The 24,648-nt window shown below is 38.6% G+C and carries 21 protein-coding genes and 1 pseudogene; 19 read left to right on the top strand and 3 right to left on the bottom strand.

The window, feature by feature from the left end; genetic code table 11:
- Positions 1 to 62: 62 nt before the first annotated feature.
- The 7 genes from QOL76_RS01705 to QOL76_RS01675 all read left to right on the top strand — a co-directional run bounded on the left by QOL76_RS01705 (position 63) and on the right by QOL76_RS01675 (position 13,007).
- On the top strand, positions 63 to 1,466 hold the full coding sequence (locus tag QOL76_RS01705; RefSeq protein WP_283411292.1) for a sulfatase family protein: 1,404 nt from the start codon (positions 63 to 65) through the stop codon (positions 1,464 to 1,466).
- Positions 1,467 to 1,512: 46 nt separating this feature from the next.
- Positions 1,513 to 3,402 carry a sulfatase family protein gene (locus QOL76_RS01700; protein ID WP_283411291.1) on the top strand — a complete coding sequence of 630 codons (1,890 nt, stop codon included), beginning with the start codon at positions 1,513 to 1,515 and terminating at the stop codon, positions 3,400 to 3,402.
- Between the two features lie 174 nt (positions 3,403 to 3,576).
- Positions 3,577 to 4,161 carry an RNA polymerase sigma factor gene (locus tag QOL76_RS01695; protein ID WP_283411290.1) on the top strand — a complete coding sequence of 195 codons (585 nt, stop codon included), beginning with the start codon at positions 3,577 to 3,579 and terminating at the stop codon, positions 4,159 to 4,161.
- A 122-nt stretch (positions 4,162 to 4,283) separates the two neighbouring features.
- Positions 4,284 to 5,321: a FecR family protein gene (locus QOL76_RS01690; RefSeq protein ID WP_283411289.1), complete on the top strand. Its 1,038-nt coding sequence runs from the start codon at positions 4,284 to 4,286 to the stop codon at positions 5,319 to 5,321.
- Between the two features lie 90 nt (positions 5,322 to 5,411).
- Positions 5,412 to 8,894: a SusC/RagA family TonB-linked outer membrane protein gene (locus QOL76_RS01685; RefSeq protein ID WP_283411288.1), complete on the top strand. Its 3,483-nt coding sequence runs from the start codon at positions 5,412 to 5,414 to the stop codon at positions 8,892 to 8,894.
- A 99-nt stretch (positions 8,895 to 8,993) separates the two neighbouring features.
- A complete protein-coding gene (locus QOL76_RS01680) occupies positions 8,994 to 10,772 on the top strand; it encodes a RagB/SusD family nutrient uptake outer membrane protein (RefSeq protein WP_283411287.1) in 1,779 nt (592 codons plus the stop codon).
- Positions 10,773 to 10,952: 180 nt separating this feature from the next.
- Complete coding sequence (locus QOL76_RS01675) at positions 10,953 to 13,007, top strand: sulfatase-like hydrolase/transferase (RefSeq protein ID WP_283411286.1); 2,055 nt, start codon at positions 10,953 to 10,955, stop codon at positions 13,005 to 13,007.
- A gap of 46 nt (positions 13,008 to 13,053) precedes the next feature.
- Here QOL76_RS01675 and QOL76_RS01670 read toward each other — a convergent pair whose 3' ends face one another.
- Positions 13,054 to 15,555, bottom strand: coding sequence for a cation-translocating P-type ATPase (locus QOL76_RS01670; protein ID WP_283411285.1), 2,502 nt, complete (start codon positions 15,553 to 15,555; stop codon positions 13,054 to 13,056).
- A 558-nt stretch (positions 15,556 to 16,113) separates the two neighbouring features.
- On the opposite strand from QOL76_RS01670, the gene QOL76_RS01665 reads away from it, so the two are divergent.
- The 10 genes from QOL76_RS01665 (at position 16,114) to QOL76_RS01620 (ending at position 22,627) form a co-directional block, all read left to right on the top strand.
- Entirely contained in the window at positions 16,114 to 16,917 is an 804-nt protein-coding gene (locus QOL76_RS01665; protein ID WP_283411284.1) for a metallophosphoesterase family protein, read from the top strand.
- 171 nt (positions 16,918 to 17,088) lie between these two features.
- Positions 17,089 to 17,577 (top strand): hypothetical protein, encoded by a 489-nt coding sequence (locus QOL76_RS01660; RefSeq protein WP_283411283.1) that lies wholly within the window; start codon positions 17,089 to 17,091, stop codon positions 17,575 to 17,577.
- 221 nt (positions 17,578 to 17,798) lie between these two features.
- Positions 17,799 to 18,590 carry a hypothetical protein gene (locus tag QOL76_RS01655; protein WP_283411282.1) on the top strand — a complete coding sequence of 264 codons (792 nt, stop codon included), beginning with the start codon at positions 17,799 to 17,801 and terminating at the stop codon, positions 18,588 to 18,590.
- An 84-nt stretch (positions 18,591 to 18,674) separates the two neighbouring features.
- Positions 18,675 to 19,148 carry a hypothetical protein gene (locus QOL76_RS01650; protein WP_283411281.1) on the top strand — a complete coding sequence of 158 codons (474 nt, stop codon included), beginning with the start codon at positions 18,675 to 18,677 and terminating at the stop codon, positions 19,146 to 19,148.
- 135 nt (positions 19,149 to 19,283) lie between these two features.
- Positions 19,284 to 19,646, top strand: coding sequence for a hypothetical protein (locus tag QOL76_RS01645; RefSeq protein ID WP_283411280.1), 363 nt, complete (start codon positions 19,284 to 19,286; stop codon positions 19,644 to 19,646).
- A gap of 431 nt (positions 19,647 to 20,077) precedes the next feature.
- Entirely contained in the window at positions 20,078 to 20,644 is a 567-nt protein-coding gene (locus QOL76_RS01640; protein ID WP_283411279.1) for a hypothetical protein, read from the top strand.
- A 164-nt stretch (positions 20,645 to 20,808) separates the two neighbouring features.
- Positions 20,809 to 21,129 carry a carboxypeptidase-like regulatory domain-containing protein gene (locus QOL76_RS01635; RefSeq protein ID WP_283411278.1) on the top strand — a complete coding sequence of 107 codons (321 nt, stop codon included), beginning with the start codon at positions 20,809 to 20,811 and terminating at the stop codon, positions 21,127 to 21,129.
- A 20-nt stretch (positions 21,130 to 21,149) separates the two neighbouring features.
- Positions 21,150 to 21,416: a hypothetical protein gene (locus QOL76_RS01630; protein WP_283411277.1), complete on the top strand. Its 267-nt coding sequence runs from the start codon at positions 21,150 to 21,152 to the stop codon at positions 21,414 to 21,416.
- Between the two features lie 115 nt (positions 21,417 to 21,531).
- A complete protein-coding gene (locus QOL76_RS01625) occupies positions 21,532 to 22,083 on the top strand; it encodes a hypothetical protein (RefSeq protein ID WP_283411276.1) in 552 nt (183 codons plus the stop codon).
- 115 nt (positions 22,084 to 22,198) lie between these two features.
- Positions 22,199 to 22,627, top strand: coding sequence for a hypothetical protein (locus QOL76_RS01620; protein ID WP_283411275.1), 429 nt, complete (start codon positions 22,199 to 22,201; stop codon positions 22,625 to 22,627).
- Positions 22,628 to 22,716: 89 nt separating this feature from the next.
- Here the strand turns inward: QOL76_RS01620 and QOL76_RS21260 are convergent.
- Positions 22,717 to 22,848 (bottom strand): annotated as a pseudogene (locus tag QOL76_RS21260) (IS200/IS605 family transposase); the annotation flags it as partial.
- Positions 22,849 to 22,944: 96 nt separating this feature from the next.
- Positions 22,945 to 23,100 carry a hypothetical protein gene (locus QOL76_RS01610; protein WP_283411273.1) on the bottom strand — a complete coding sequence of 52 codons (156 nt, stop codon included), beginning with the start codon at positions 23,098 to 23,100 and terminating at the stop codon, positions 22,945 to 22,947.
- Positions 23,101 to 23,215: 115 nt separating this feature from the next.
- On the opposite strand from QOL76_RS01610, the gene QOL76_RS01605 reads away from it, so the two are divergent.
- Both QOL76_RS01605 and QOL76_RS01600 read left to right on the top strand, forming a co-directional pair.
- The gene (locus QOL76_RS01605; protein ID WP_283411272.1) at positions 23,216 to 23,542 is read left to right on the top strand and encodes a hypothetical protein; all 327 of its coding nucleotides are present in this window, start codon (positions 23,216 to 23,218) and stop codon (positions 23,540 to 23,542) included.
- A gap of 8 nt (positions 23,543 to 23,550) precedes the next feature.
- Positions 23,551 to 24,387: a maleylpyruvate isomerase N-terminal domain-containing protein gene (locus QOL76_RS01600; RefSeq protein WP_283411271.1), complete on the top strand. Its 837-nt coding sequence runs from the start codon at positions 23,551 to 23,553 to the stop codon at positions 24,385 to 24,387.
- Positions 24,388 to 24,648: the final 261 nt, after the last annotated feature.

Raw genomic sequence — 24,648 nt, 5'->3', positions numbered from 1 at the left:
CCAAAGTCCTGTTTTTTTTGATAGATTGACTTCTACAATAAACCTCTAATCCTGTTTCGATTATGAATAAGCTCATTTTTTTTACTCATTTCATTTTGATTGTACTCTTTTCCGGAGCGCAGGTTTTCGCCCAAAACGCAAAGAAAAGCAAACCCAATTTCATTATTATTTTCACCGATGATCAGGGTTATGGAGATTTGGGGACTTTTGGTCATCCTACGATCAAGACTCCAAATATTGATCAAATGGCATCTGAAGGGCAGAAATGGACCAGTTTCTATGTTGCTGCCAATGTCTGCACGCCAAGTAGATCTGCGATTTTGACTGGTAGAATGCCAGTGAGGACAGGGATGTATTCAAATACAAGACGAGTGCTTTTTCCAGATTCTGATGGCGGTTTGCCAGCCTATGAGAATACTATAGCCACACTTCTCAAGGGTTCTGGATATGCCACCGCTGCCATTGGGAAATGGCATTTGGGACATCTTCCGCAGTATTTGCCAACCAGCCATGGCTTTGATTCCTACTTTGGAATTCCCTATAGCAATGACATGGATCAGGTGATTGATGGTACAGCCAAAGAAGCTTTTGCTGATCCAAAAAAGGAGTATTTCAATGTGCCGCTGATGAGAAATACGGAGATTATCGAGCGGCCTGCGGATCAAAATACCATCACCAAAAGATATGCTGAGGAAGCGGTCAATTTCATCAATACTACTAAGGACAAACCATTCTTCCTTTATTTAGCACATTCACTTCCTCATGTGCCACTTTTTGCCTCAGGAGATTTCAGAGGAACTAGCGAACGCGGTTTGTATGGAGATGTGATTGAAGAAATAGATTGGTCAGTGGGAGAGATTTTAAGTGCTTTGAAAGCAAATGGCCTTGATCAAAATACCTATGTGATCTTCACTTCTGATAATGGTCCTTGGTTGGTTTACAATGAGCAGGGTGGAAGTGCAGGTTCACTTTTTGGCGGAAAAGGTACAAGCTATGAAGGTGGGGTGCGGGTGCCTACAGTAATCTGGGGTCCTGGAAATGTGAAACCAGGCGTGATTTCCAAAATGGGAAGTACATTGGATTTATTGCCCACCATTACCTCGCTTGCTGGCGCAAAAATGCCACAGGATCGTGTTTACGATGGATTTGATTTAAGTCCTGTTTTCAAAGGAGAAGACAGTACTCCTAGGGATGAGATGTTTTACTACCATGGAGATCGTCTTTTTGCGGTACGCAAAGGTGATTTTAAACTCTATTTCTACAGTAATAATCCTGCTGGATATCCCGCCAAAGTTGAGAAACTTGAAAAGTTGACCCTCTTCAATTTGGGGCATGATCCTTCTGAGCGATTTGATTTGGCGGATTTGCATCCTGAAATCGTACAAGAACTCACAGAAATAGCCAAGCAACATTCTGCCGCTATGGTCTTTGGAGAAACTCAGTTAGAAAAGAGAATAGGTGACTAAGATTAACATTTCTCACAATTACTTTATTAATTAACTAAAGCCCAACATGAAGTTTTTGAAAGCAATATTACTTGCAATAGCGTTTATCAGTTTTTCCGGCTTTGCTCAGCAACCAAATATCCTTTGGATCACTATTGAAGACACCTCTCCACAATTTATCGGGAGCTATGGAAATAAGGATTCCAGTACTCCTTTCATGGATAAATTCACAAGGGAAGGAGTACAGTTTACTAATGCTTTTTCTACCGGAACTGTTTGTTCACCAAGCCGATCCACTATAATTACAGGAGTGAAGACCTATGAATTGGGAACAGGAAATCATCGCAGTAATTACCCGATTCCGTCGGAAATTAAAGGTTTCCCATTCTATTTGAAGCAAGCTGGATACTATGCGACGAACAATAGTAAAACGGACTATAATGTTGCTAATGAGAAAGGATTCATTGCTGAAGCTTGGGATGAAAGCTCCGGAAATGCAGGGTGGTGGAATAGGAAGGAGGGACAACCTTTTTTCTCAGTATTCAATTTCAACGAATCTCATCAGTCCCGTACCATGACCAATCCTTATGAGTGGTATGTGAAGGAGGTGTTGGAGCAATTGCCTGAAGAAGATAGAATTGGCGAAAATGAGTTTGAGATGCCTCCTTTTTACAGGGATAGTCCAGAGATGCGAAAGCAGATGGCTAGGGTGTATAATAGCTTAAAACTAACGGACAACAGAATTGGTGAGCTTATAGCCAGATTAGAAGGAGACGGATTATTGGATGAGACCATCATTTTCATTTTTGCAGATCACGGGGAAGGAATGCCACGAGGCAAAACCAATGGGATTAACTTTGGATACAGAGTTCCATTTACAATTTGGTTTCCTGAAAAATATAAGCATTTGTCCCCTTGGGAAATAGGTGGGAGTACGGAGGAACTTATTAGTTTCGAGGATCTTGCGCCTACATTGATCAGTCTCGCTGGAGGAAAAGCTCCTGATTATCTAAAGGGAAGAGTGTTGATTGGGGAGCGTAGAAGCCCTGAGGTAAATAAGGTGTTTCTTTCTTCTGATCGATCTGACAATGGTATAGATATGGTTCGTACGGTAACTGATGGAAGGTATATTTATTCCAGGAACTATATGCCATTTATGCCTGAGGCTAGATACATCAGATATATGGAAATCGGAGATATCAAGCAGATTATGTGGAGCGACTATAAAAATAATGTCTTGAATCCTTTGCAAAAAAGAATTTTTGAGCATCGTGAAGCAGAAGTCCTATATGATATTGAAAAAGATATCTGGGAAACAAATAACCTAATCAACAAACCTGAATTTCAAGAGTTGGCTACCAAGATGCGGAGAGAACTTGATGCACGCATACTTGAGAGAAAAGATGTAATGTTTTTGCCAGAATATGAATTGGATAAAATCTCATCTAGCTCCAATCCTTATGAATATCGCCTAGAAATTTCCCAATATCCTCTTGCTGAAATATATGAGGTAGCAAAGCTTGCAGGGTTTCGAAATCAGGAAGTGCTGCTTCTGCAATTGGAATATTTGCAATCAGAAAATGAAATCATTCGATATTGGGCGGCGCTGGGATTAATGTCTCAGGATAGGAATTTGCTCTCACCATTTGCCGAACAATTATCAAGTAAACTGGATGATACTTACTCTCCCGTTGCGATCACCATGGCTGCGATTCTATATGAGTTAAATCAAAGTAAAGGGGCAGAAAAGCTACTCAAGGATTCAGTATTGGATTCCAATGGGCATTTAGCTCTTATGGCAATTAATTACCTGATTTATTCCAGCCACAAAGAACCTTTTATTGAAGTGGTGAAGGAAGTTTATGGAAGAGGTGATGCTGAATACAATACTTCTGCAGCGAGTAAAGATTTCCTTGGAAGTTTGGGATTGGTGCCTAATACGTTTGAGTATAGGTAGTTCATTGGAGTTGAAGAATTTGGATAATTCCCTTAATTCCAATTCTATACTATACACTTCTTGGGCACTATCGATTTTTGAAAATAGTGGTAATTAGTGCAAAAGAACTAGAAAGTTGCAGAAATTTTGTTAATTAGCTTCGTATAAAATAGCCCAATCTAGACTAAATTTTAAATGACAACTTGTGGGGAAGATGCTGTCCATGTGAAGGAGCTCAGGTCGGGTTCAGAGTCTGCATTTAATTTTTTGTACGCTAAGTATGCATTAAAGATCTATAGCACTTCCCGTAAAATGAGTTTAAGTCATGAAGATGCTGAAGGTGTAGTTCAAGAGACTTTTATCAAAATTTGGAAAAATAGAGAAAGGCTAGACCCTTCATTGAGCTTTAATGCTTATTTGCTTTCTATTTTAAAATCCATCGTTGTGCGTCTTTGTCAACGGAATGCAAGGCAATTATTGCAAACTAATGAATGGGTTTCTACTATAGATTTTATTGCTAATCAAACTGAGGATGAATTGATTTATGCAGAAATGCTAGAAGCATCATTGCGCGAGGTAGAGAAACTTCCTCCCCGGCAACGAGAGGTTTTTATGCTGAAAAGGATGGAGTCTTTTTCTTTGGATGAGATTGCTGAAAAGTTAAATATTTCCAAAAAGACCGTTAAAAATCAATTGGTTGAGGCTAACAAGTTTCTGAAAACAAGGATAAAGGATAGAGAAATTATTGCCCTCTTGATGATTCTTAGTTTGTTAGATTAGACTTTTTCATTGTACATCTTTGGCGTTGGTTAGCTATCCTGAAATTAAATTTTAAATTTTTTTAATAATCCAGTGGGACTTTTTAAAGTCTGGTGTCTATATAATTCAAATAGAGATACTGGATGAACAAGAATCAGGAGTTTAATAATTTTTTTGAAGGTAAAATGTCAAAAGTTGAAGCTGCAGAGTTTTCAGCTTGGCTTGATACCACCGAGGGTAAGATTTTTCTAGAGTCCAAATTGGAATCTAATTGGAGCGAAGAAAGTACAAAGGACTACGCCGATTGGGATAAGAGTTCACTTCTTGAAAAAATTAATGAAGAGAAGTCTGCTTTCAATTTAGAGAATGAGAAACCTATCACAAAGCCTGATTTAAAAGGCTACTCAAAACGAGCTTCAATTCCTATTTGGTATAAAGTTGCGGCTATTTTGATTTTCATACTTGGTGTGCCTTTTATTTTTCAAAAAATAACTTCGACTGACTCAGTTCCTGAAGTGGCGCAAGTTCAAATAAAGCAAATAACCAGATCAAATCCTGCGGGGGTTAAGTCCAAATTTCAATTGCCAGATGGCTCTATGGTTTCCCTCAATTCTGAAAGCTCCATAGTCTATGCAGAGGATTTTGCTGTGAATAGAAATCTTGAACTGATAGGAGAGGCTTATATCAATGTGGCAAAAGATAGTTTACATCCTTTTGTGGTAAAAAGCCTTGGTCTCAATACCGAAGCCTTAGGGACCATTTTTAATGTCAAAGCTTATGAAAATGAGAGTAAAGTGGAGGTATTACTAGTAGAGGGAAAAGTAAGAGTTAACCATTCTCAGAGTAATGAGGCTTTCATTCTCGAGCCAGGTGAAAAGGCAGTTTTAGCTACAGAACAAGACGTTTTTGAGAAAAAGAAAGGAGATATCACCCGGGAAACTCAATGGACTTCAGGTGTATTGGAGTTTCGAAATTTTCCTTTTGAAGATATATTCAAAAATTTAGAAAGATGGTATGGGGTAAAGTTTGAAGTGAAAGGAAATATCAACAAAGCTAAGGGAGTGGGGAAATTTCAAGAAGGAGAAACTCTGGAAAATGTTTTAGAAGTTCTTAGTTATTCAAATCACTTTAATTATAGAATAAATAGGGATACAGTGTTTGTGAATTTCACCAAAGAGTGATTTTGTGCTAAGTCCTATTAACTACTGTCTATCAGTGATATAGATGTCCAAAGAGAATTAAATAATAAACCTAATGTTAAATGATGTACTATGATTAAGAGTTTACGTGTTTTAAATCCGTTGCTAAATCTAGGCCTTTTAGTAGTCCTCCTGCTGGGGATGTCAGTCTTTTCTACTGCTGTGGCAGATGAGCTGACTCAGGCCGATGATATAGAAAAGGTTGTGATTTCCATGCAACCTAGAGAGTTGTCTATAAAAGATGCTTTCAGAGAAATTGAAAGGAAAAGCCCTTTTACATTTTTCTATACAGATGCTGGTGTAGATCTGTCAAAAAAAGTAATTCTGAAAAACAGTCGGGCTTCTGTTGCAGCATTTCTGGGAGAAATCGCGCAGCAATCCCAACTGAAATTTAAACAAGTGAATGAGACGATCAGTGTCAACTCAGTAGCTTCTAAAGAAAAGGTTGTTAGACAAGAACAGAAACAGAGAGAAATTTCTGGAAAGGTCACTTCAGCTATAGATGGTTTAGGGGTACCTGGTGCAAATATTCTTTTAAAAGGTAGTGTACAAGGTACTGTCACTGATCTTGATGGAAACTATACACTTACTGTGCCTGATGAAGGTGCTGTTTTGGTGGTTAGCTACATTGGTTACCTAAAGCAAGAGGTGGCAGTTGGTGCACAAGACCGAGTAGATATTGTGCTGGAAGAAGATATGGAAGGGCTGGAAGAAATTGTTGTGGTTGGTTTCGGGAGTAAGGAGCGTGAGGATATTTCCGGTGCCGTTACTTCTGTGAAAATGGACAGAGTACTTGGAGATAGACCTGTTACAGATGCTGCAAAAGCACTACAGGGTACTGTTCCAGGATTACAGATTACGTATGGTAGTGGTCAGCCTGGTTCAGGAACCAACATTAATATTAGAGGATTTACATCAATCAACGGCGGATCCCCACTTGTACTGGTAAATAATGTACCTATGAGTCTGGATGATGTCAACCCTAGGGATATTGAAAATGTAGTTGTTCTTAAAGATGCATCTGCAGCCTCTATTTATGGTGCTGAAGCCGCTTTCGGAGTTATCTTAATAACGACCAAAACTGGAGGTTTAAAGCAACCAATGAAACTGGAATATTCAAATAATTTTGGTTTCACAAAGCCAAGTACCTTGCCAGAGAAAGCTTCTCCTCTTGAATTCGTTACCGCGTTGGACGATTGGGGGCAGCAGACTTATTGGACTGGACAAAATGTTTCAGATTGGATTGGTTACATCAATGATTACAACGCAAACCCTGGTGCTTATCCTGAAGGGTATATTACTGACCCGAATGGACTTCGTTACTATGTAAGAGAGAATGATTTATATGGCGAGTTCCTAGGTTCTAGCGGTTTTGAGCAGATTCACAACCTTTCAGTCAAAGGAGGTAGTGAAAACACATCGTATAGAGTATCACTTGGTTTTAATGACGAAGATGGGATCATGGTGACTGATAAGGATAGTTATACTCGATATACTGCGAATGTTGACCTCACTACACAGTTTAGCCCAAAATTCAGTACTACGCTTAATACCATCTATAAAAATGGATTGAGAACAGGTCCTCTGAGTGGTAACTGGAATAATCTGTATTACAGTGCCATTAACTTTCATTCTGCAACTCCTATAGGAAGTGACAACTTAGGTGGGAGTGAGCAAATTCCATTTGCTACACCGGCAAATATGATCAGGTACTCTCCCGAGCGTGAGAATTTTGAAGAAGTGATTCGATTCTTTTTGAAAGGTACCTATAAGCCATTGCCTGGAATGGAGCTTAATGCTGAGTATACTTTTGAAAAAAGTAGAAATGAGATTAGTTCACCGTCGTTTACTCCGACCATGATCAATCCGGCTACTCTTTCTATCACACCTTACAATCCAGGAGCATCTTCCTATTTTACTAGTTCGAATAAAAGGAATTACCATGCTGTCAATCTGTATGGTAAGTATGACAAATCTTTTGGTGAGCACGATTTCAATTTTATGGTTGGGATGAACAATCAGGTTTCTGTCAATGAAGGCTTTAATGCTTCTAGACAGGAATTGATTTCACCTTCCAACCCAGGACTTTCTACTGCTACTGGTGTGGTCAATGTGAGTGATTTTTATACCGATTATGGTATTGTAGGGTTCTTTGGTAGAGCAAACTACCAGTTTAAAGATAAATATTTATTGGAGGCAAATGGTAGATATGATGGCTCTTCTAGGTTCCCTGAAGGAAATCGTTTCGGATTTTTCCCTTCATTCTCAGGTGCCTGGAAAGTGAGTAGAGAACCATTTATGGCAGGTGTAGCAAAAGCGATCACAGAACTTAAGTTGAGAGGTTCTTGGGGGGAAATTGGAAATCAGGCAGTAGAAGGAGCTTGGGGCAATTATCCTTACCTACCTACAATGAATTCATCAAATATTGGCTGGATAGACAATGATACTGGCGTAAGAGCAGTGAGTTTAAGTGCCCCTGGTCTTGTAAGTGCGAATTACTCTTGGGAAAGAGTAAGGACTACTAACGTCGGGGTTGATTTTGGATTGTTTGAGAATAAGTTGTTTACAACATTCGACTGGTATAACAGACAAACACTGGATATGCTAGCCGCAGGAACTCAACTTCCTGGTGTATTAGGAGCAACTGCTCCTCTACAAAATGTGGCAGATTTAAAAACCATCGGATGGGAGCTCGATATAAAATGGCGTGAAAATTTTAATAAGCTTAATTATAGCTTAGGTTTTAATCTTTACAACAGTAATACTGAGATTACTCGTTTCCAGAATGAAGCTGGGCTTCTAAGTCAGTTTTATGTAGGTCAGAATATCAATGAAATCTGGGGATTCACCACGGATGGGTATTACACCATAGATGATTTTGTTGAAGGTTCACTAGATGATAATTTATTAAATGGAGAATTGAAAGATGGAGTGCCATCATACAAAGGAGTTAATCAAAACCCAGGAGATATAAAATATCTTGATCTTAATGGAGATGGGGAAATTTTTACTGGCAATAGTACATTAGACGATCCTGGAGATCGGTCTATTATTGGTAACTCTACTAGAGGTATGGAATTTGGCGTAAATGGCTATGTTTCCTATAGCAATTTTGATCTCTCATTTCTAATTAGAGGCATTGGTCAGCGAGATGTTTGGATCAATAATCCGGTTTCCTTCCCATATACATTTGAATTCACAACGGTGTATGCACACCAGCTGGATTACTGGACGCCTGAAAATACGGATGCTTTTTATCCAAGAAACTATCCAAATGGAGGCGGCAATTACGGAAACAGTAGAAGAGTCCAAACTAAATACTTGGCTAATGGAGCTTATCTAAGACTTCAGAATATTACCGTTGGCTACACATTAAGTGATCAGCTATTGGATAAACTTAAGATCACTCGATTTAGAATGTATGTCTCAGGAGAAAATCTATTGAATTTTGATCATCTGCCAGATGGGCTTGATGCTGATTTGACAGGTATCAACAATGGGGGTAATTATCCATTTATTAAGAAGGTTTCCTTCGGACTTAATGTGACATTTTAAAAATTGAAAATTATGAAATCGAGCATGTCGAGGTCTTCAAATAAAAGGTTGATCATCGATTATGCGAGATTCCATCTGACCATTTAAAATAATAAACAGATGAAATTAATTAAAAATATAGCTTTCGGTCTTTCGGTGTCACTTTTCACATTTAGCTGTGTTGAAAGCACCTTGGATAAAAAGCCAGAATTAGCATTTTCTGAAGATAATGCTTTTGAGAATTTTCAAGTTTCCCAAACCTATGCCTATGGTTTTTACACCATATTCCCAGGTTATGATTTTGGCCCAGTGAATAGCGATTGGGATGCTGATTTGATGATGCAAAATAATTCGAGTCAAGGCTCACCCTGGATATGGGGCAGGCAGACTATTCCTACTTCATCTTCTATTTGGGATTTTTCTTTTGTTCGCCGTACGAATATTATGCTCGATAATTTGGAAGAGTCTAATATGACAGAAGCAGAGAAGAACCATTGGAGGGCAACTTGTTATTTCTTCAGAGCCTATGATTACTATTCCAAGATCGCTGCTTATGGCGATGTGCCTTGGATAGACCGAGTGTTGACAGACAATGATGAACTATTATTTGCACCTAGGACTCCAAGAGAAGAGGTTGCTAAAAATATGATGGATGATTTGTTGTTTGCAGTAGATAATATCATTGAGCCAGGCACCAATGGGGTAGGAACCAATACTATTAGCAGTGATGTGGTTCGGGCTTTGATCTCAAGATTCGGGCTGTTTGAGGGGACTTGGAGAAAATACCATGGATTGCAAGGCGGAGAAGAGTTCCTGAGAGAATCCATCAAAGCATCAGAACAGCTTATAGCTAATAATCCTACTCTTCACCCTAACTACAATGAGGTGTTTAACAGTGAATCTTTAGATGGAGTCCCTGGTATTTTGCTATTCAAAAGATATGAAAACGGAATTTTGACTCATAGCTTAACCTCTAGGCATAGAAATTCCGCAGGTAACTGGGATATAACAAAACGTGGTGCTGATTCCTATCTGATGCAAGATGGACAGACGATCTGGAATAGCCCTGATTTTGAAACAGATAAGGACCCTTATGCTGAATTCAGAGGTAGGGATTTGAGAATGCTGTATACGATCACTCCTCCTTTTAGAGTGAAGCCAGTTTCTGGTGACCGATTGGCTTGGGCACATTCGGATGATCCTAAGGATAGAGAGTACATAGATTTTATGGCTGGTATATCCTCTGAAAATCAAAAAGTATTGCCTTCTAGAAATCATGCTGGATACATTTTAAGAGTTTCTCCACATTATAGAGATTTCAATGAGGGAGATCCTTACAATGTTTCAAGAACAGGTTACAAGTTATTTAAGTACTACAACCGTCTCCACGATATTCAGAACAATGACTTCAGTGATGCGCCTATATTTAGAATGGGAGAAGTGTTAATAAACTATGCTGAGGCAAAGTGGGAATTGGATGAATTTGACCAATCCGTTGCTGATATGACGATCAATAAGCTAAGAGAAAGAGGTAACGTAGCGCCAATGAGTGTAGGAAGTATTACTGCAGATTTTGACCCTACACGCGATCCTGAAGTTGATCCTATATTGTGGGAAATCAGACGTGAGCGTGGCATCGAATTGATGGCTGAAGGTTTTAGATTTGATGACCTAAGAAGATGGAAGAAAATGGATTATACTGATGATCCAAAGCTAGGTCGCTGGATTGTTGGTTCAGAGGTGAATAATAGAATTCCTATTCAAGGTGGAGCATCTGAAGGATACATTCAGTTCTTCAGTGGTAACCCACCGGCATGGGAAGATTACCAGTATCTGTATCCGGTTCCATCAGAGGAGATTGCTCTTAATCCAAATTTGGAACAGAACCCTGGTTGGTAACCAAATTTTAATTTATAATTAAGCCCTTCAACTCTTTCAGATTGAAGGGCTTTTATCAATCAGAAAAATAGGTACCGTCTGCATTTCAGTCTAGTTTCAAAAATAGATTCTGTTCAGAAGGGATTTATAGCTACGAACCACAACCTCATTTATTAACTCATTTATCGTTCGATCATACAAATGAAAAAGAACTACATTTTAAGCATAATGCTACTGCTGTTATTGACACTAATTTTTCCCGGTTTTGCCCAGACTTCTGACAGGCCTAATATTATTTTTATCCTCGTGGATGACCTAGGCTATGGTGATATTGGAGTTTTTTTCCAAAATGAAAGAAAAGCTCTAAACGATCGAAGTGAGCCTTGGATAATGACCCCAATGTTGGATAAAATGGCAAATGAAGGAGCTATGCTGACCAATCATTATACTGCAGCTCCAGTTTGTGCTCCTTCCAGGGCTTCTATTCTTATGGGGGTAAATCAAGGTCATGCCCACGTTCGGGATAATCAGTTTGATAAAGAAATCGGAGATAACTATACAGTAGCGGATGTGCTTAAATCTGTGGGGTATGAAACCATTGCCATTGGAAAATGGGGATTACAGGGTAAAGGGGAAGCACCCAATTGGCCTGCCCATCCTTTAAAAAAGGGCTTTGATCAGTACTTTGGGTACATCAGACATGGTGACGGTCACGAGCATTATCCGGTGGAAGGAATCTACCGGGGAAGCAAAGAAGTTTACGAGGGCTACGAAATTGTAAAGGGTCTGGATAAAAGTTACACAGGAGATTTGTTTACCGCCAAAGCAAAAGATTTTATCATTTCTCATCAAAAGGAGAAAGCTGATAAGCCATTTTTTATGTATCTGGCCTATGATACGCCTCATGCTGTATTAGAATTGCCCACGCAGGATTATCCAGCAGGAGGAGGTTTAAATGGCGGAATGAAGTGGCTGGGGACTCCTGGGCATATGATCAATACGGCATCTGGTGAAGTGGATTCATTTACCTATCCTGAGTTTGCAAATGCAACTTACGATCATGACAAAGACCCAAATACAGCTGAGGTAGCATGGCCAACTACTTATCAGAGGTATGCTACCGTGAGCAAGCGGATCGATGATCAAGTTGGTGATTTGCTTCAGCTGCTAAACGATTTAGAAATAGCAGAAAACACCTTAGTGATTTTCACTTCAGATAATGGCCCTTCCGAAGAGTCTTATTTACCAAAAGAGTATGCCAATTACACACCTGAATTCTTCAATAACTTTGCTCATTTCGATGGAATCAAACGTGATGTGTATGAAGGTGGGTTACGAACAGCTACCATTGCCTATTGGCCTTCGCAAATCAAAGCAGGAACTGTGGTGACTTCCCCAAGTATTTCTTATGATTGGATGGCGACTTTTGCTGATGCCTCGGGAGCATTTGCTCCGATAAGAACAGATGGTGTATCACTTTTGCCATCTCTGATTGGAAAAGGCAAACAAGCTCCAAGCGAGATTTATATAGAATATTTTCAAAACGGGAAATTCCCTAACTACTCCGAGTTCTTGGATTCCCATCGAGGCAGGAAACGAGGGCAGATGCAAATGATCAGAAAAGGGGATATGGTCGGTGTTCGCTATGATATTAAAAATCAGGAGGAGGATTTTGAGATTTATAATGTCCTAATAGATCCGCAGCAGGGGAATAATCTCGCAGTAGAAAACCCTGCCCTTCAGAAGGATTTTAAATCTACCGTATTACGAAGTAGAATAGCCGATTTGAGTGCCCCAAGGCCTTATGACTCTGCATTAGTACCAGCATTAGAGCTTGGGAAAGTCGAAAAAGGATTACAAATGACCACTCATCAAGTTAGCAGTGCATGGATTCCTGCTGAAATTGGAAAAGCCATTTCCAAGCAGCTTGTCGATTTTCCTTCTGTTGAGAAAGTAACAGGTAAGGGGAACCTTGTGCTTTGGCAAGGGTATATTAAGATTCCGCAAGGTGGGAAATACACATTTAAAGCAGATAGAAAGGAAAGTCATTTCTTCATGCGTATTCATGATATCGCCGTTTTGGATGGTAATTTTGAAACAACTAATTCCCCCGAAGGATCTGTTTATTTGGAAGCGGGTTACCATCCCGTTAAGATCTATTTGCTGAAGGATGATGCAACACCTCAACTGGAATTGTCCTGGAAATTTGAGGAGGGTCCTATGGAAATGATTTCGTCTGAATTCTGGTTCAGATAGACTGCTTTAAGTAGCTGAAATAAGTAGAATAAGGAGGTGGGATGATTTATTCCACCTTTTTTCTTTTCCTCCATTTCACCCCCTCGTACCAGATAACTGATAGTATGCCGGTCCCTACTGCTAGTGATAGGTTGGTTAAACTTGGTGTCTCAAAATCGAAAAATCTTGAGAAGGGCTTGACATAAAGCAGTAAAGTGGTAATAAAAATCGTAATGCCTACGATCAGGAATACGAGCTTATTTTTATACCGGACGGTTGTAAAAATGGAATAGTAGAACGAACGATTTACCAGAGTTAACATCACATTGGCAGAAATGAGGACTGTGAAAACCAGGGTTCTTGTGAGTGGCTCATTTAATCCTTGGTTTACAGCGTATTGGTAAATCAGTAGGGTGCCTGCAGTTATTACCAAGCCTTGTACTATGCTGGTGGTGAGTTCTCTCAAATTGAAAAAAGTACTGGTCATTGCACGAGGTTTTTGAGACATGCTGTTTTTTTCTATGGGCTCATTTTCGTAGATGATGGAACAAGTAGGCCCCATGACCAGCTCAAGGAAAATGATATGTACCGGAGAAAATATAGTAGGGTACAACCAGCCTAAAGCCAATGGAAGAAATACAGTTAAAATAATAGGGATATGGATTGAAATGATGTATTGAATGGCTTTTTTCAGGTTAGCATATATCTTTCTTCCCATTGCCACGGCATCCACCATTTTAGATAGATCATCCTCCTTAAGTATCAGGGATGCGGCTTGCTTTGCAATCTCAGTTCCTTTACTACCCATGGCAACACCAATATGTGCCGCTTTAAGTGCTGGGCCATCATTTACGCCATCACCCACCATAGCCACAATCTCATTATTCTTTTTCAGCGCATTGATTATTTTCAACTTGGCTTCTGGAAACATTCGGGTAAATACCTGAACCTCATTCACAGTTTTTTGCAGTGCTTCCTCGGATAAGCTAATGAGCTCTTCGCCTGAAATACTTTTTTCATATCCCCGAAAACCAACTTGCTTGGCTATGGCTTCTGTTGTTGTAGAATTATCTCCAGTGATTATTTTTACAGCAATTTTGGCTGTATAAAAATCCTCCAAAACCTTAGCTATGTTTTTCTTAGGAGGGTCATAAAATGCCACTATCCCTTTAAATGCAAAAGGAAAATCCTGCTGCTCTTTTGGGAAATCATTGCCTTCAAATTTCGCTTCACCTACACCCAACACGCGGTAACCTTCTTTGGTAAGTTCGGTCAGGGCAGCTTCCAGTTGGTTTTTTTGATCTGTTTTTAAATCAGAAACATTAATAATCGCCTCTGGTGCTCCTTTGGCTGCTATGATGCGATCTCCAGATGAACTTTCAAAAACATGAGTCATCATAGGAGGTTTGCCACCTAATGGATATTCATGAACCAGCCTGAAATTGCCTCTCTCGTCTGACTCAACAATGTTTTCATACGCCTTATGAAGGGCTATTTCCATGGGATCAAATGGAATAGGCTCACTAGCCCACATGGCAAGCCTTATTAGATCTTTTTCATCTTGATTTTCTATATTTTCTGAATTCCAAATTTTACCGGAATCCAGCGTGAAGATCTTTGCTAAGCTCATCCTGTTTTCTGTGAGAGTACCAGTCTTGTCTGTGCAAATAACCGTAGCGCTACCTAGGGTTTCTACAGTCTTCATCTGCTTGACGATAATACCCATTTTCATCAGTCTCCAAGCACCTAGCGCCATAAACGTAGTAAAGGCGACTGGAATCTCTTCCGGCAATATGCTCATCGCTAGTGTAAGAGCTTTCAGTAAACTATTGGTAAAACTGTGGGATTGGAAGTAGTTTATGACCCATACAATAGCGAAGACAATCACGCCTACAATCACCATTTTCTTCACAAAACTGTTTATCTGTAGTTCTAGAGGTGTTTTTTCTTCCTGAATCGATTCCAGGCTTTTGCCGATTTTCCCAAGCTTTGTCTGATTACCGATTGCAGTAATAGTGATTACTGCCAATCCACTGGCAACCGAGGTGCCTGTGAACACTTGATTTTCATTACCGGTGGCATCCTTAGATACTGCTAAAGATTCACCGGTAAGTATGGATTCGTTCACCGAAAAATCATTGGAATGAACAATCACACCATCTGCAGCCACAGCGCCTCCTTCTTCAATTATAAGACTGTCACCAATTACCAACTCTTCGCTTTTTACTTCCAGAATTTCATTGTTGCGAATCACCTTGCAAACAGGCTGGGAGAGGTCCTTCAGTTTTTCTAGGGCATTTCTACTTCTTGAGTCTTGATAAAGGGAAATTCCTGCCACCAAGACAATAGCGAAAGCCATAAAAATGCCATCGTCCATTTTACCACTGATAAAATAAATCACAGAGGTGGCTAATAATAAAATGACCATGGGTTCTTTTACTACGCTTTTTACTGCTTCAAAAAATCCACTCTCTTTTTTATAATCAAACTGGTTTTTGCCATGCTTTTTCCTTGATTCAAAAACCTGATGATCTGTTAACCCTTTGATATTAAAATTATTAGCAGACATGGTAAAAATTGATTGTTGATGGTAAATCTACTAGTTAGGTAAATGAATTTTACAATTTGATAGGAAAAGTCTGTAAACAAGCTTTCTCATTTTATGTATATCCGGATGTTTACCAGTAAGGTGGCAAAAGCATAGTAAGATAAGTAAACTTAAGAATTCAGATCACTTCGATCACTTGTACTCAGCATAGCCGAAGTATCGGTATTCCAGCCTGAGTACCAAAGATTCTATGGGGACTGGCATCATTGCGGATAATCAAATTATTTTGTCCTAACCCGGACTAGTTACGTTGTAAAGTAGTAAGTTTTTGATTGAAGAGTGAATCTAGCGCTAGCATCTTTGCTTTGATATTTTACACATTGCCTTTCCCAGCAACTATTAGCTATTGCCTTGACAGAGCGGTGAAATACTATTACAGCTGACCTAGTGAAGTGCAGCTTGCGAGTGCCAAGTGATTTGTTCTAGAAGCTGAGCTTATGCAAGTAAAGATGGACTGATCTCAAGCCGACCATAGAAAAAACCCTTTCATCCTTCTTCCTAAAACCCTATTTTAAACCCATGAACCGCAGACCTTTTCTTCAAAAAATCAGCCTTATCGGCACTTCGATTATGACTATGCCTTTTATGCTTTACGGGAAAATGGATTTCCCTAAAGCTACCCGACTCAAATTCATCACCGCTTCAGATGGGCACTGGGGGCAGCCTGATACAGATTACGAAACTTCCCATAGCAACTTGATCGAGGCCATCCACAGGGAAAAGGAGGTGGATTTTGTGGTTTTTAATGGGGATCTGATTCACGATGACCCCACACTTTTACCACAGGTCAAGGAAGTGTATAACCGCCTGCAAGTACCTCACTATGTCACCCGAGGCAACCACGACAGGGTAAATGAGGCGGACTTTGAGAAAATCATGGGACAGACGACCAACTTTTCCTTCCAAGCCAAGGACTCCGGCATCCTGCTGCTGGACTGTTCCAATGAAAAAGGAGAATACCTCTGCGCCAACCTAGACTTTGCCAAAAGCATTCTGGATCAATTCGCCTCCCTTCCTCAGGTTTTTGTCTTTGTCCACATCTCCCAAAACGACTGGACCCGGCATGGAGTACCCTGTACGGACTTCCTAAACCTAATCACTTCTTACCCGAATGTGCGGGCAACTTTCCATGGACATGATCATGACGTGGATGGGCAGATGATTTACCGTAAAAAACCCTTTCTATGGTCAGGGCACTTCGGCGGAAGCTGGGGTAATCCATTTCCTTCCTATCGGGTATGCGAAGTGGGGGAAGACGGTAAGGTCATCAGCTACCTAAAGACCGTAAAAGATGGAACTATCCTGAATGGACATACGCTCTGAAAAATCTCAGAACTATCATCCTAAAAATAAATTCCAACCCCTGCTCAAAACCCTCTGACGAAATCCTTATTTTGTACTCAGCAGAATCCCTAAGACCTGTGGACATTAGCGATATAGACGCAATAGGGTAGAGGGGTTGTGTATATACAAGTGTTGGCGGGCATGTAAAAAATGACAACTAAAACAGTAAAATATAGAGAATGGACTTTTGAAGTCAACTATGGGCGAACCAAAGGAATCTACGACAAAGTGGAATTTGGAAGTCCAGAAGGCTGTGGTTGCAACGACTGCAAAAATTTTGTAGCCAATAGAGAAAACATTTATCCAGACGAAATAAAAAACGTGCTATCAGAATTCGGAATTGACTATAAAAAGGAATCTGAAATTTATCACATGGCACGACTTGAAAGTGGTCTTCACCATTACGGTGGTTGGTTTCACTTCAAAGGGAAAATAATAGAAGGGAAAGACTGTAAAGTTGAATTACCAAATGGCGGTTGGACTTGGGATTCAGTAAATGTGGAAGACAGTTTTAGTATTGCATTTATGAAAGGTTCAGCTCTAACCTATTTTGACGAAATTGAAAAAGACGATTTAATCCAAATTGAATTCATTGTGGATTCAGAGTGGGTTATCGACAAGGAATTAGAAAGTGAATAAAAAAAAACACGACCCGCCAACAATACCTATACGCAATGCGGGCTGAAGGAAAAACAGAAAGGTCGGTGCCTTTAGCCCACCAAAGCTCCGCTTTGACGTTTTGTTGAATAAATTTAAAAACACAAAACGCAGCTTTGGCTACCGTTTGTGCCAGATGGAAAGTTTCAGCTTTTTAATCCCGCACTGCGCATAGCCGGACCGTTACCACCAATTAGTAAAAAATGAATAGACTGACAAAAACTTCACTTCTGATATTAACTGTATCACTTCTTACAAGCTGTGATTTCATTAACAATGCATTTACTTACAAAGACACAACTGAAGGATTTGTAGAAGCTTTGATAAAAGAGGATTATGAAAAAAGCTTAACCTATATGGCGACAGAGCACGATGGATTTAAAAACACCAATCTTGACACTCTAAAAGTAGGTTTAGCTAATTTCCGCCAGCTAGTTGTAAATAATTTTGGAACTGAATTGGACTACAGATTTATGACCGCAAATAAAACTATGTCCACGGTTGAAGGAGAAAGTACGGCACCAAACACAACGAAAGCTCAAATCGAATTCTCGAACGACACTGAATTCGGAGTTTTTGAAATAATTTTTGATGATAATTCGAATAAGATATACAACATCAAAACACTCGATATAAAAGAACCTATTCCGAATATGATGATGTTTTGGCTATTTGGACTCTTAGCCATTTGCATACCAATTTTCAATATTTGGATAATCAGAAAGATTAAGAAAAGTGATTTAAATAAAAAGTGGTTAAAATACATCGCTGTAATTTTCCTTAACGTACCAGCCATAACTTATAGTGCAGTAAATGGACTTTCATTTAGTTTACTAAGTTTTCAAATTCTATTTGGAATTAGCTTTAGTTATATGGGTTATCTAAGTACTGCTTGGACTTTTGGAATTCCATTAGGAGGTCTATATTGGTTATGGAAACTCAATAAGCCAACAGTTGACACGGAACTATTGGAAAATGAAACTATAACAGAATAAAAAAAGGTGGTAACACTGTATAGGAATCATAGCACCCTGCGGGATGCTACGCTTCATATACTAATCGTTAGGTGCTATATATAAATGGAGGAAAATTTAACAGAAGAAGAGATCTTGTTTCTTAAAGAAGGGGTTGAATTTTACGAAAGTACTAAAATAAAAATCTTAAAGATTTCGGCCTTTAGTATTACAGTTTTCACCTTGCTGATGGTTGTTTTGAAAAAACCATTGGATATGATTTTAATAGTAATATCGATTGGATGCTTGCTAGCTATATATTTATGTTTTACTGTATCTATGGTGCCATTGATCAGAACAAAGAAAGATATTAGAGGCGGAATTAAGCTTATTCGCCAAACTACGATTCAAAAAACAAAAATAAGCAAAGGGCAGACGAACTATATTTTAAATAATGGATTCAAGGTTGCCGATATAGATTTTGAAGAGGATAATTTGAAGTCAAACGTTCCTAAAATAGGACAAACGCTGCTCATAAAATATACACCGCATCAAAAAATGGTTTTGAGCGCAAAAATAATAGATGAATACAGCACCTAACACAAGGCAAGCAGCATGGCTAATTGATCCGCAAAAGTAATCATCAAAGCAAACAAGTAGCTAAAATGCTATCTCGAAAGAAAAATGCGCTAAAGCCGCCACGCTGCCTGCCCCAACCGTTGGCGTGCATTTAAAATGAAGAAACTCATAGTCATACTATCAATAATCATTGTCGGACTAACTTCCTCATGGTATTTCGACATTTGGAACGAACCCGTTAAGACGATAGATGAACTAATCGGACGGAATTTTGACTATGCTCATAAAAAGTATTTTCAGACTGACCCCAACAGACAATACAAAGTGAACATAAATGACAACCTGAACGAATTTGATGGTGGAATTCTAAATAAAAAGGAAATCCTAACGGACTCTATCGTTCACGTATTTACATGGCACTACACCTCACACAAAAAAACAATTTGGGTCGGACGAACTGAAAAAATGGAAAGCCAGGTAATTGACGCCATTCGATACAGCAATAACGTTCAATTTTAAAGCGTAGAGAGTTGGGGATAATCATTCAAAATAAAAAACACTATTTGACACGGTTTCCTATATGGTTAGCCATAATTGTCTTTTGTGGATTATCACCAGCTATAATCGGACTTTTTGGTGGTTGGTTAACAGAAATTTCAACAGGAGAGCCGTGTCATGAAGGAAACTGTGCTTGGATGGCACTACCATGGTTGATACTTTTTACTTTACCAATCAGTGGGATAATTTTAGCTATATACTTAATGATCATAATTATTGATTCTATAACATTGATGAAAGGAAATAAAAAACGACACACCAACAAAGGCTAAGAAAACATGAGGGCAGAAGTGGTAAAATGAAATTTAGTATACAAAATAAACTTGGTTCTCGGTTGAAAGTGACGTGTTCCAAGACCCGCACGTTTCTTAGCCAAACCGTTGGCAATCACTATGAAATACAAATACATCTTTCTTTCTGCATCTCTTATTCTACTTTTTTCATGTAAGAAATCTGACAAGCAAACTATTGTTGGATGGAAAATTATAGAAGAATATCCTGAAGAACATTTAGTGATAGTCGATACCATTGGTAAGGCTCCTTATAATAATTCGACTCTTGAATATTTGCTCGAGATTGATTCCATTTTAAAGGCTAGAGAAATAAAATTTTTAAATGATAGACAAGAATTTCTTTTAGGTGAATTTGAGATTTCATTATCAGAGAACTCTTCATTTAATTTATCTGGTCAGGAAATGAATTTTTCAAAGATTAGCATATACCACAATGATTGGCCTTGGAATCAGATTTATTTCTATAGCCCTGAATATGGTATAGTAGCTGAATTCCATAGTCATTCCCGGAAAAAAAACATGTTAGTTTTTATGACCATTGAAAATGACACAGTTTATAAACTTGGAGAGCAATTATTAGAATATTTTGAAAATGACTCAATTTTAAACTCAATACCACCTATGCCTATTGAACCTTCTGAGATAATTGAAGTCTTTGAACAATAGTTGATAGAATAAGAAGCGCTTGCCAACATCAGCTATAGCAAATGCGGGCTGACTGCTTAAAAATGAAGACATTAAAACTAAATAAATTTAGGGTAGGCGGACAAGATAGCGGTTTCAAAATCCCGCACTTGCCATAGCCCCTGCCGTTGCCACCAATGCAAAAAATGAGAACATTAACAATAATACTGACCCTTGCGACACTCGCGACTTTTACCTCGTGTGATTGCGTTCAAAATGTAACAGGGACAGTTATAGACGAACAGACTGAGCAACCAATTCAGAACGCGCATGTCCAGAAGGAAAATAAGGAATATGACCAAGCAGACACAGACGATAAAGGCAACTTTGAAATAATGAGCATTTCAGGTGGAATTTTTGGTTGTCCTCCAATGGCCATTATTGTAAGTAAAGAAGGATACGAGTCAAAAACATTAGAAATCGACAATGCCCAACACGAAACGATAAAGCTTCAAAAAGTAGAATGACCATTTCGTGGAAACATATTATGCTTGGAATTGGAATAGTCATTTTCGACTTGACAGTTTACATCCTACTCGGACTATTGCTCATGAACTATGACGATTTCTACACCGAAAGCGAAGGTGAATATTGGAGTTTAGCGAGCATGACAACCAAAGAAAAAATCACTTATATCGGACTGAATTCATGGCATGTAATAAACGTACTTGGGATTGTATATATAATCTATCGTCTGACAAGAAAATTAATAAAAGCACTGGTGGCAACAACGCATATAGCTTATGGCAGGTGAATGGCTACCAGCAAGGTTTTCGCTTCGTAGCCAGCTTGGGTTTTGGTGAACAGGAACGTAGCCCGCAATCCCATACTAGCCATATTGTAAAACGTTTCAGGTAATTAAGAATAAAATGAAAACTCTCTTATTAATAATTATTGGATTGGCTGTAGGGAGATTTAGTTTCTCCCAAGATAATATCACCATTCAAGATCTTAGAGAAGAGTGTATTAGAGGTCAAGCGGAACCAATAGTAATTCCCAACAAAAACAACAACGCCAATTTTCAATTACAAGCCGACAGTTTAACTTCAATAGAAACATTTTCTTCAAGCTCAGGTGATTTGATTCAAATTAAAAATTGGGGATGTGAATATCATACCTTAACATTCAAAATTGAAACTAAGAAGTGCAAAGCTGACACAGAATCATTGAAATATTGGTATGTTAAGACTTATGAATTGATGAAAGAAATTGAACCCGAACTTGACGCACCAATAAAAATAAATGATGGGCTCGAAGCATTAAATCTTTATGTATCAAAGAATGTGTATGACTTGAAATTGGAAGAAGAAATTGATTTTGGAGGTGATGATATAAGGAGCTTTATCACTTTGCACAGTATTGAAAAAAATGAAAACAATAATTATGTGATAGAAATTTCGTTTTCCATTGGACCACTATGAAAATAAAAAAAACACCTATAAAACTCAGTAAGCAAAATGGCCCACATACACACTCGAGAAAAAGCGCCACCTCGCCTACTGCAAGACCGTTGGGCGTCATGCTGAAAAAAACGAAATGAAAAAATTCTTAACCATATTAGGGTTTTTGACCATTTCCATTTTTTCGTTCGGCCAAGTTCCGACTGACCAGACATATAAAATGACAAGGCAGGACAATTTTGATTGGCTGAAAAAAGTAAACGCATTAGACAATAAATCTCAATTTGAATCCATAAGACAACGACTTTTAATTAACCGAAAAGCAACAACGATTGACCAAAATTTAGATTCTCCGATTTTTATAGTTGACGGAATTCTAATTACAGATACAGTTAATCTAAAAACTCAGAATTTCTTAATAAATAAGTTGACTTTTGAGAATACGTACATTGTGATTTTAGAACAACAGACCGAAGAATTTATTTGGTGTAAACCATTTACAGGAGTGATTGCAATGAGAATTACCGACAACAAAATGAGAAAAGAATTTAAAAAAATAAAATAAAGCACGAACGCCCAACAAAACTTAAACTTCAGTAAAGTTAATGTGATATTCATAGCCTTACATTCATGCGTTTTATAGGCCATTGATTTTCAAAATTCTTCGTACTCCTCTTGAAAAGATAATTTCTGGTGATGTTTCTTTTGATTTTGGATGTACTGAAAAACTTTTTCCACGATGGATTCGGATACAGCATAAGCCGCATAACCAGTTTGCCAAGCAAATATGTCTGTTTTTAATGTCCTGTCCCAGCTGTGTAGTAATCTGGATGATACACTGATGGAAGCAGGATCGGAAGTCATGGTGCCATCGACTGCCTATTACAAGTCAGCGCAGATGGCGGTCAAGCTTGGAGTACCAAGTGCCAAGCCTGTGGTAGCAGATTTGATGGTGCGCTGGGAGCGTAAACCAAAAAAATCTCCACCAAAAGAGTAAAGTGCCTGATTAAAACTTAAGGCTGAGAAGTTGCTAATCACTTCTCCAGGCCGGATTCGAGAGGATCCGGCTTTTTTGTTTTAGAAGTTACTACTGAATCTTCAGTATAAAAGAAAGAACATTCAGGTTAATAGCTTAAAACTTCAGTATAAAAGAGTGAATATTCAGGTTAATAGCTTAAAACTTCAGGATAATAGGTTGAAATTTTACACTCAGAACCTGAACATTGAGGATAATAGGTTGAAAATTAATACTCAGAGCTTAAAGCTTCAGGATAGTAGGTTGAAAGGACATGATGCTATCCTGAATTCTCTTCCAATCCTTTTAAATGCATTACCAATAAAAAAAATCAGCTCCTGCTCAAATCTCCTCGACGAAATCCTTAATTTGGACTCAGCAGAACCCCGGAGACCTGTGGATATTGGCGATATAGACGCAATAGGGTTTGGGCGGCGGGGGTATAGAAGCGTTGTTTGTGATTAAAAATAACAATGAAAAAACCAGAACAGATAGATGTAATTGCCCTAATACCAGAACTTGACAAGTTGCTCTTCAAGTTACTGGAAGGTTTGTCAGCTGATGATTGGAACAAGCAAACAATCGCCCCAAAATGGAAAGTGAAAGATGTTGCTGTCCACTTACTGGATGGAAATTTGAGGACACTTTCAATGTTACGCGATAAATATTATGGTGAGAAACCTGATAATATAAATTCATACGAAGATTTATTAGATTTCTTAAATAGACTAAATGCTGATTGGGTCAAAGCAACTAAAAGACTTAGCCCAGAAGTTATTATAGATTTACTAAAATCATCGGGAAAAGAATACGGCGATTTCTTAACTACTTTAGATCCTGATGATAAAGCCGAATTTTCTGTTGCTTGGGCAGGTGAAAATGAATCAAAAAATTGGTTTCACATAGCTAGAGAGTACACTGAAAAATGGCATCATCAACAACAAATTAGATATGCAGTTGGTGATGATAATGAGTTGTTAAAAGATGAATGGTACTTGCCATACTTGGATACATCTGTCAGGGCACTTCCTTATCATTATAGAGATGTAGAAGGAAAAGCTAAAGATTTGGTAAAATTTACTTTTTCAGGGGTAACAGAAAAAAGTTGGTTTCTATACTATGAAAATGGTTGGCAACTGTTAACCTCTATAGATGCTGAACCAAAGAGTGAAGTAAGAATCAGAGATGAATATGCTTGGAAAATATTCACCAAAGGAATGACGAGGGAAGAAGCTATTAAATTATCGGAAATTAGGGGTAATAAAGAACTTGGTGAGAAAATATTTGATATGATTGCTGTAATGGCATAGAATAAACGACAACAACCCAGTATAGGCGATAATGCTCCCGAATAGTCGCAATACCAATATTTGTTACCTTCTATCCTCACACCCCATTTTTTCAATTCCCGATCTAATTGATCTCTTTCACTCAAAAAATAAATTTAACCTCCCACACAATTCCCCTCGACGAAATCCTTAATTTGGACTCAGCAGATCCCCGAAGAACTGTGGATATTAGCGATATAGACGCAATAGGTTAGTGGGGGTTAAGCATATACAAGTGTTGGC

This window comes from Algoriphagus winogradskyi (genome assembly GCF_900182815.1).
In the GTDB taxonomy this organism is placed as follows: Bacteria; Bacteroidota; Bacteroidia; order Cytophagales; family Cyclobacteriaceae; genus Algoriphagus; species Algoriphagus winogradskyi.
Note: the sequence above shows the minus strand (reverse complement) of the source record. Positions and strands in the feature narration are given on the sequence as shown.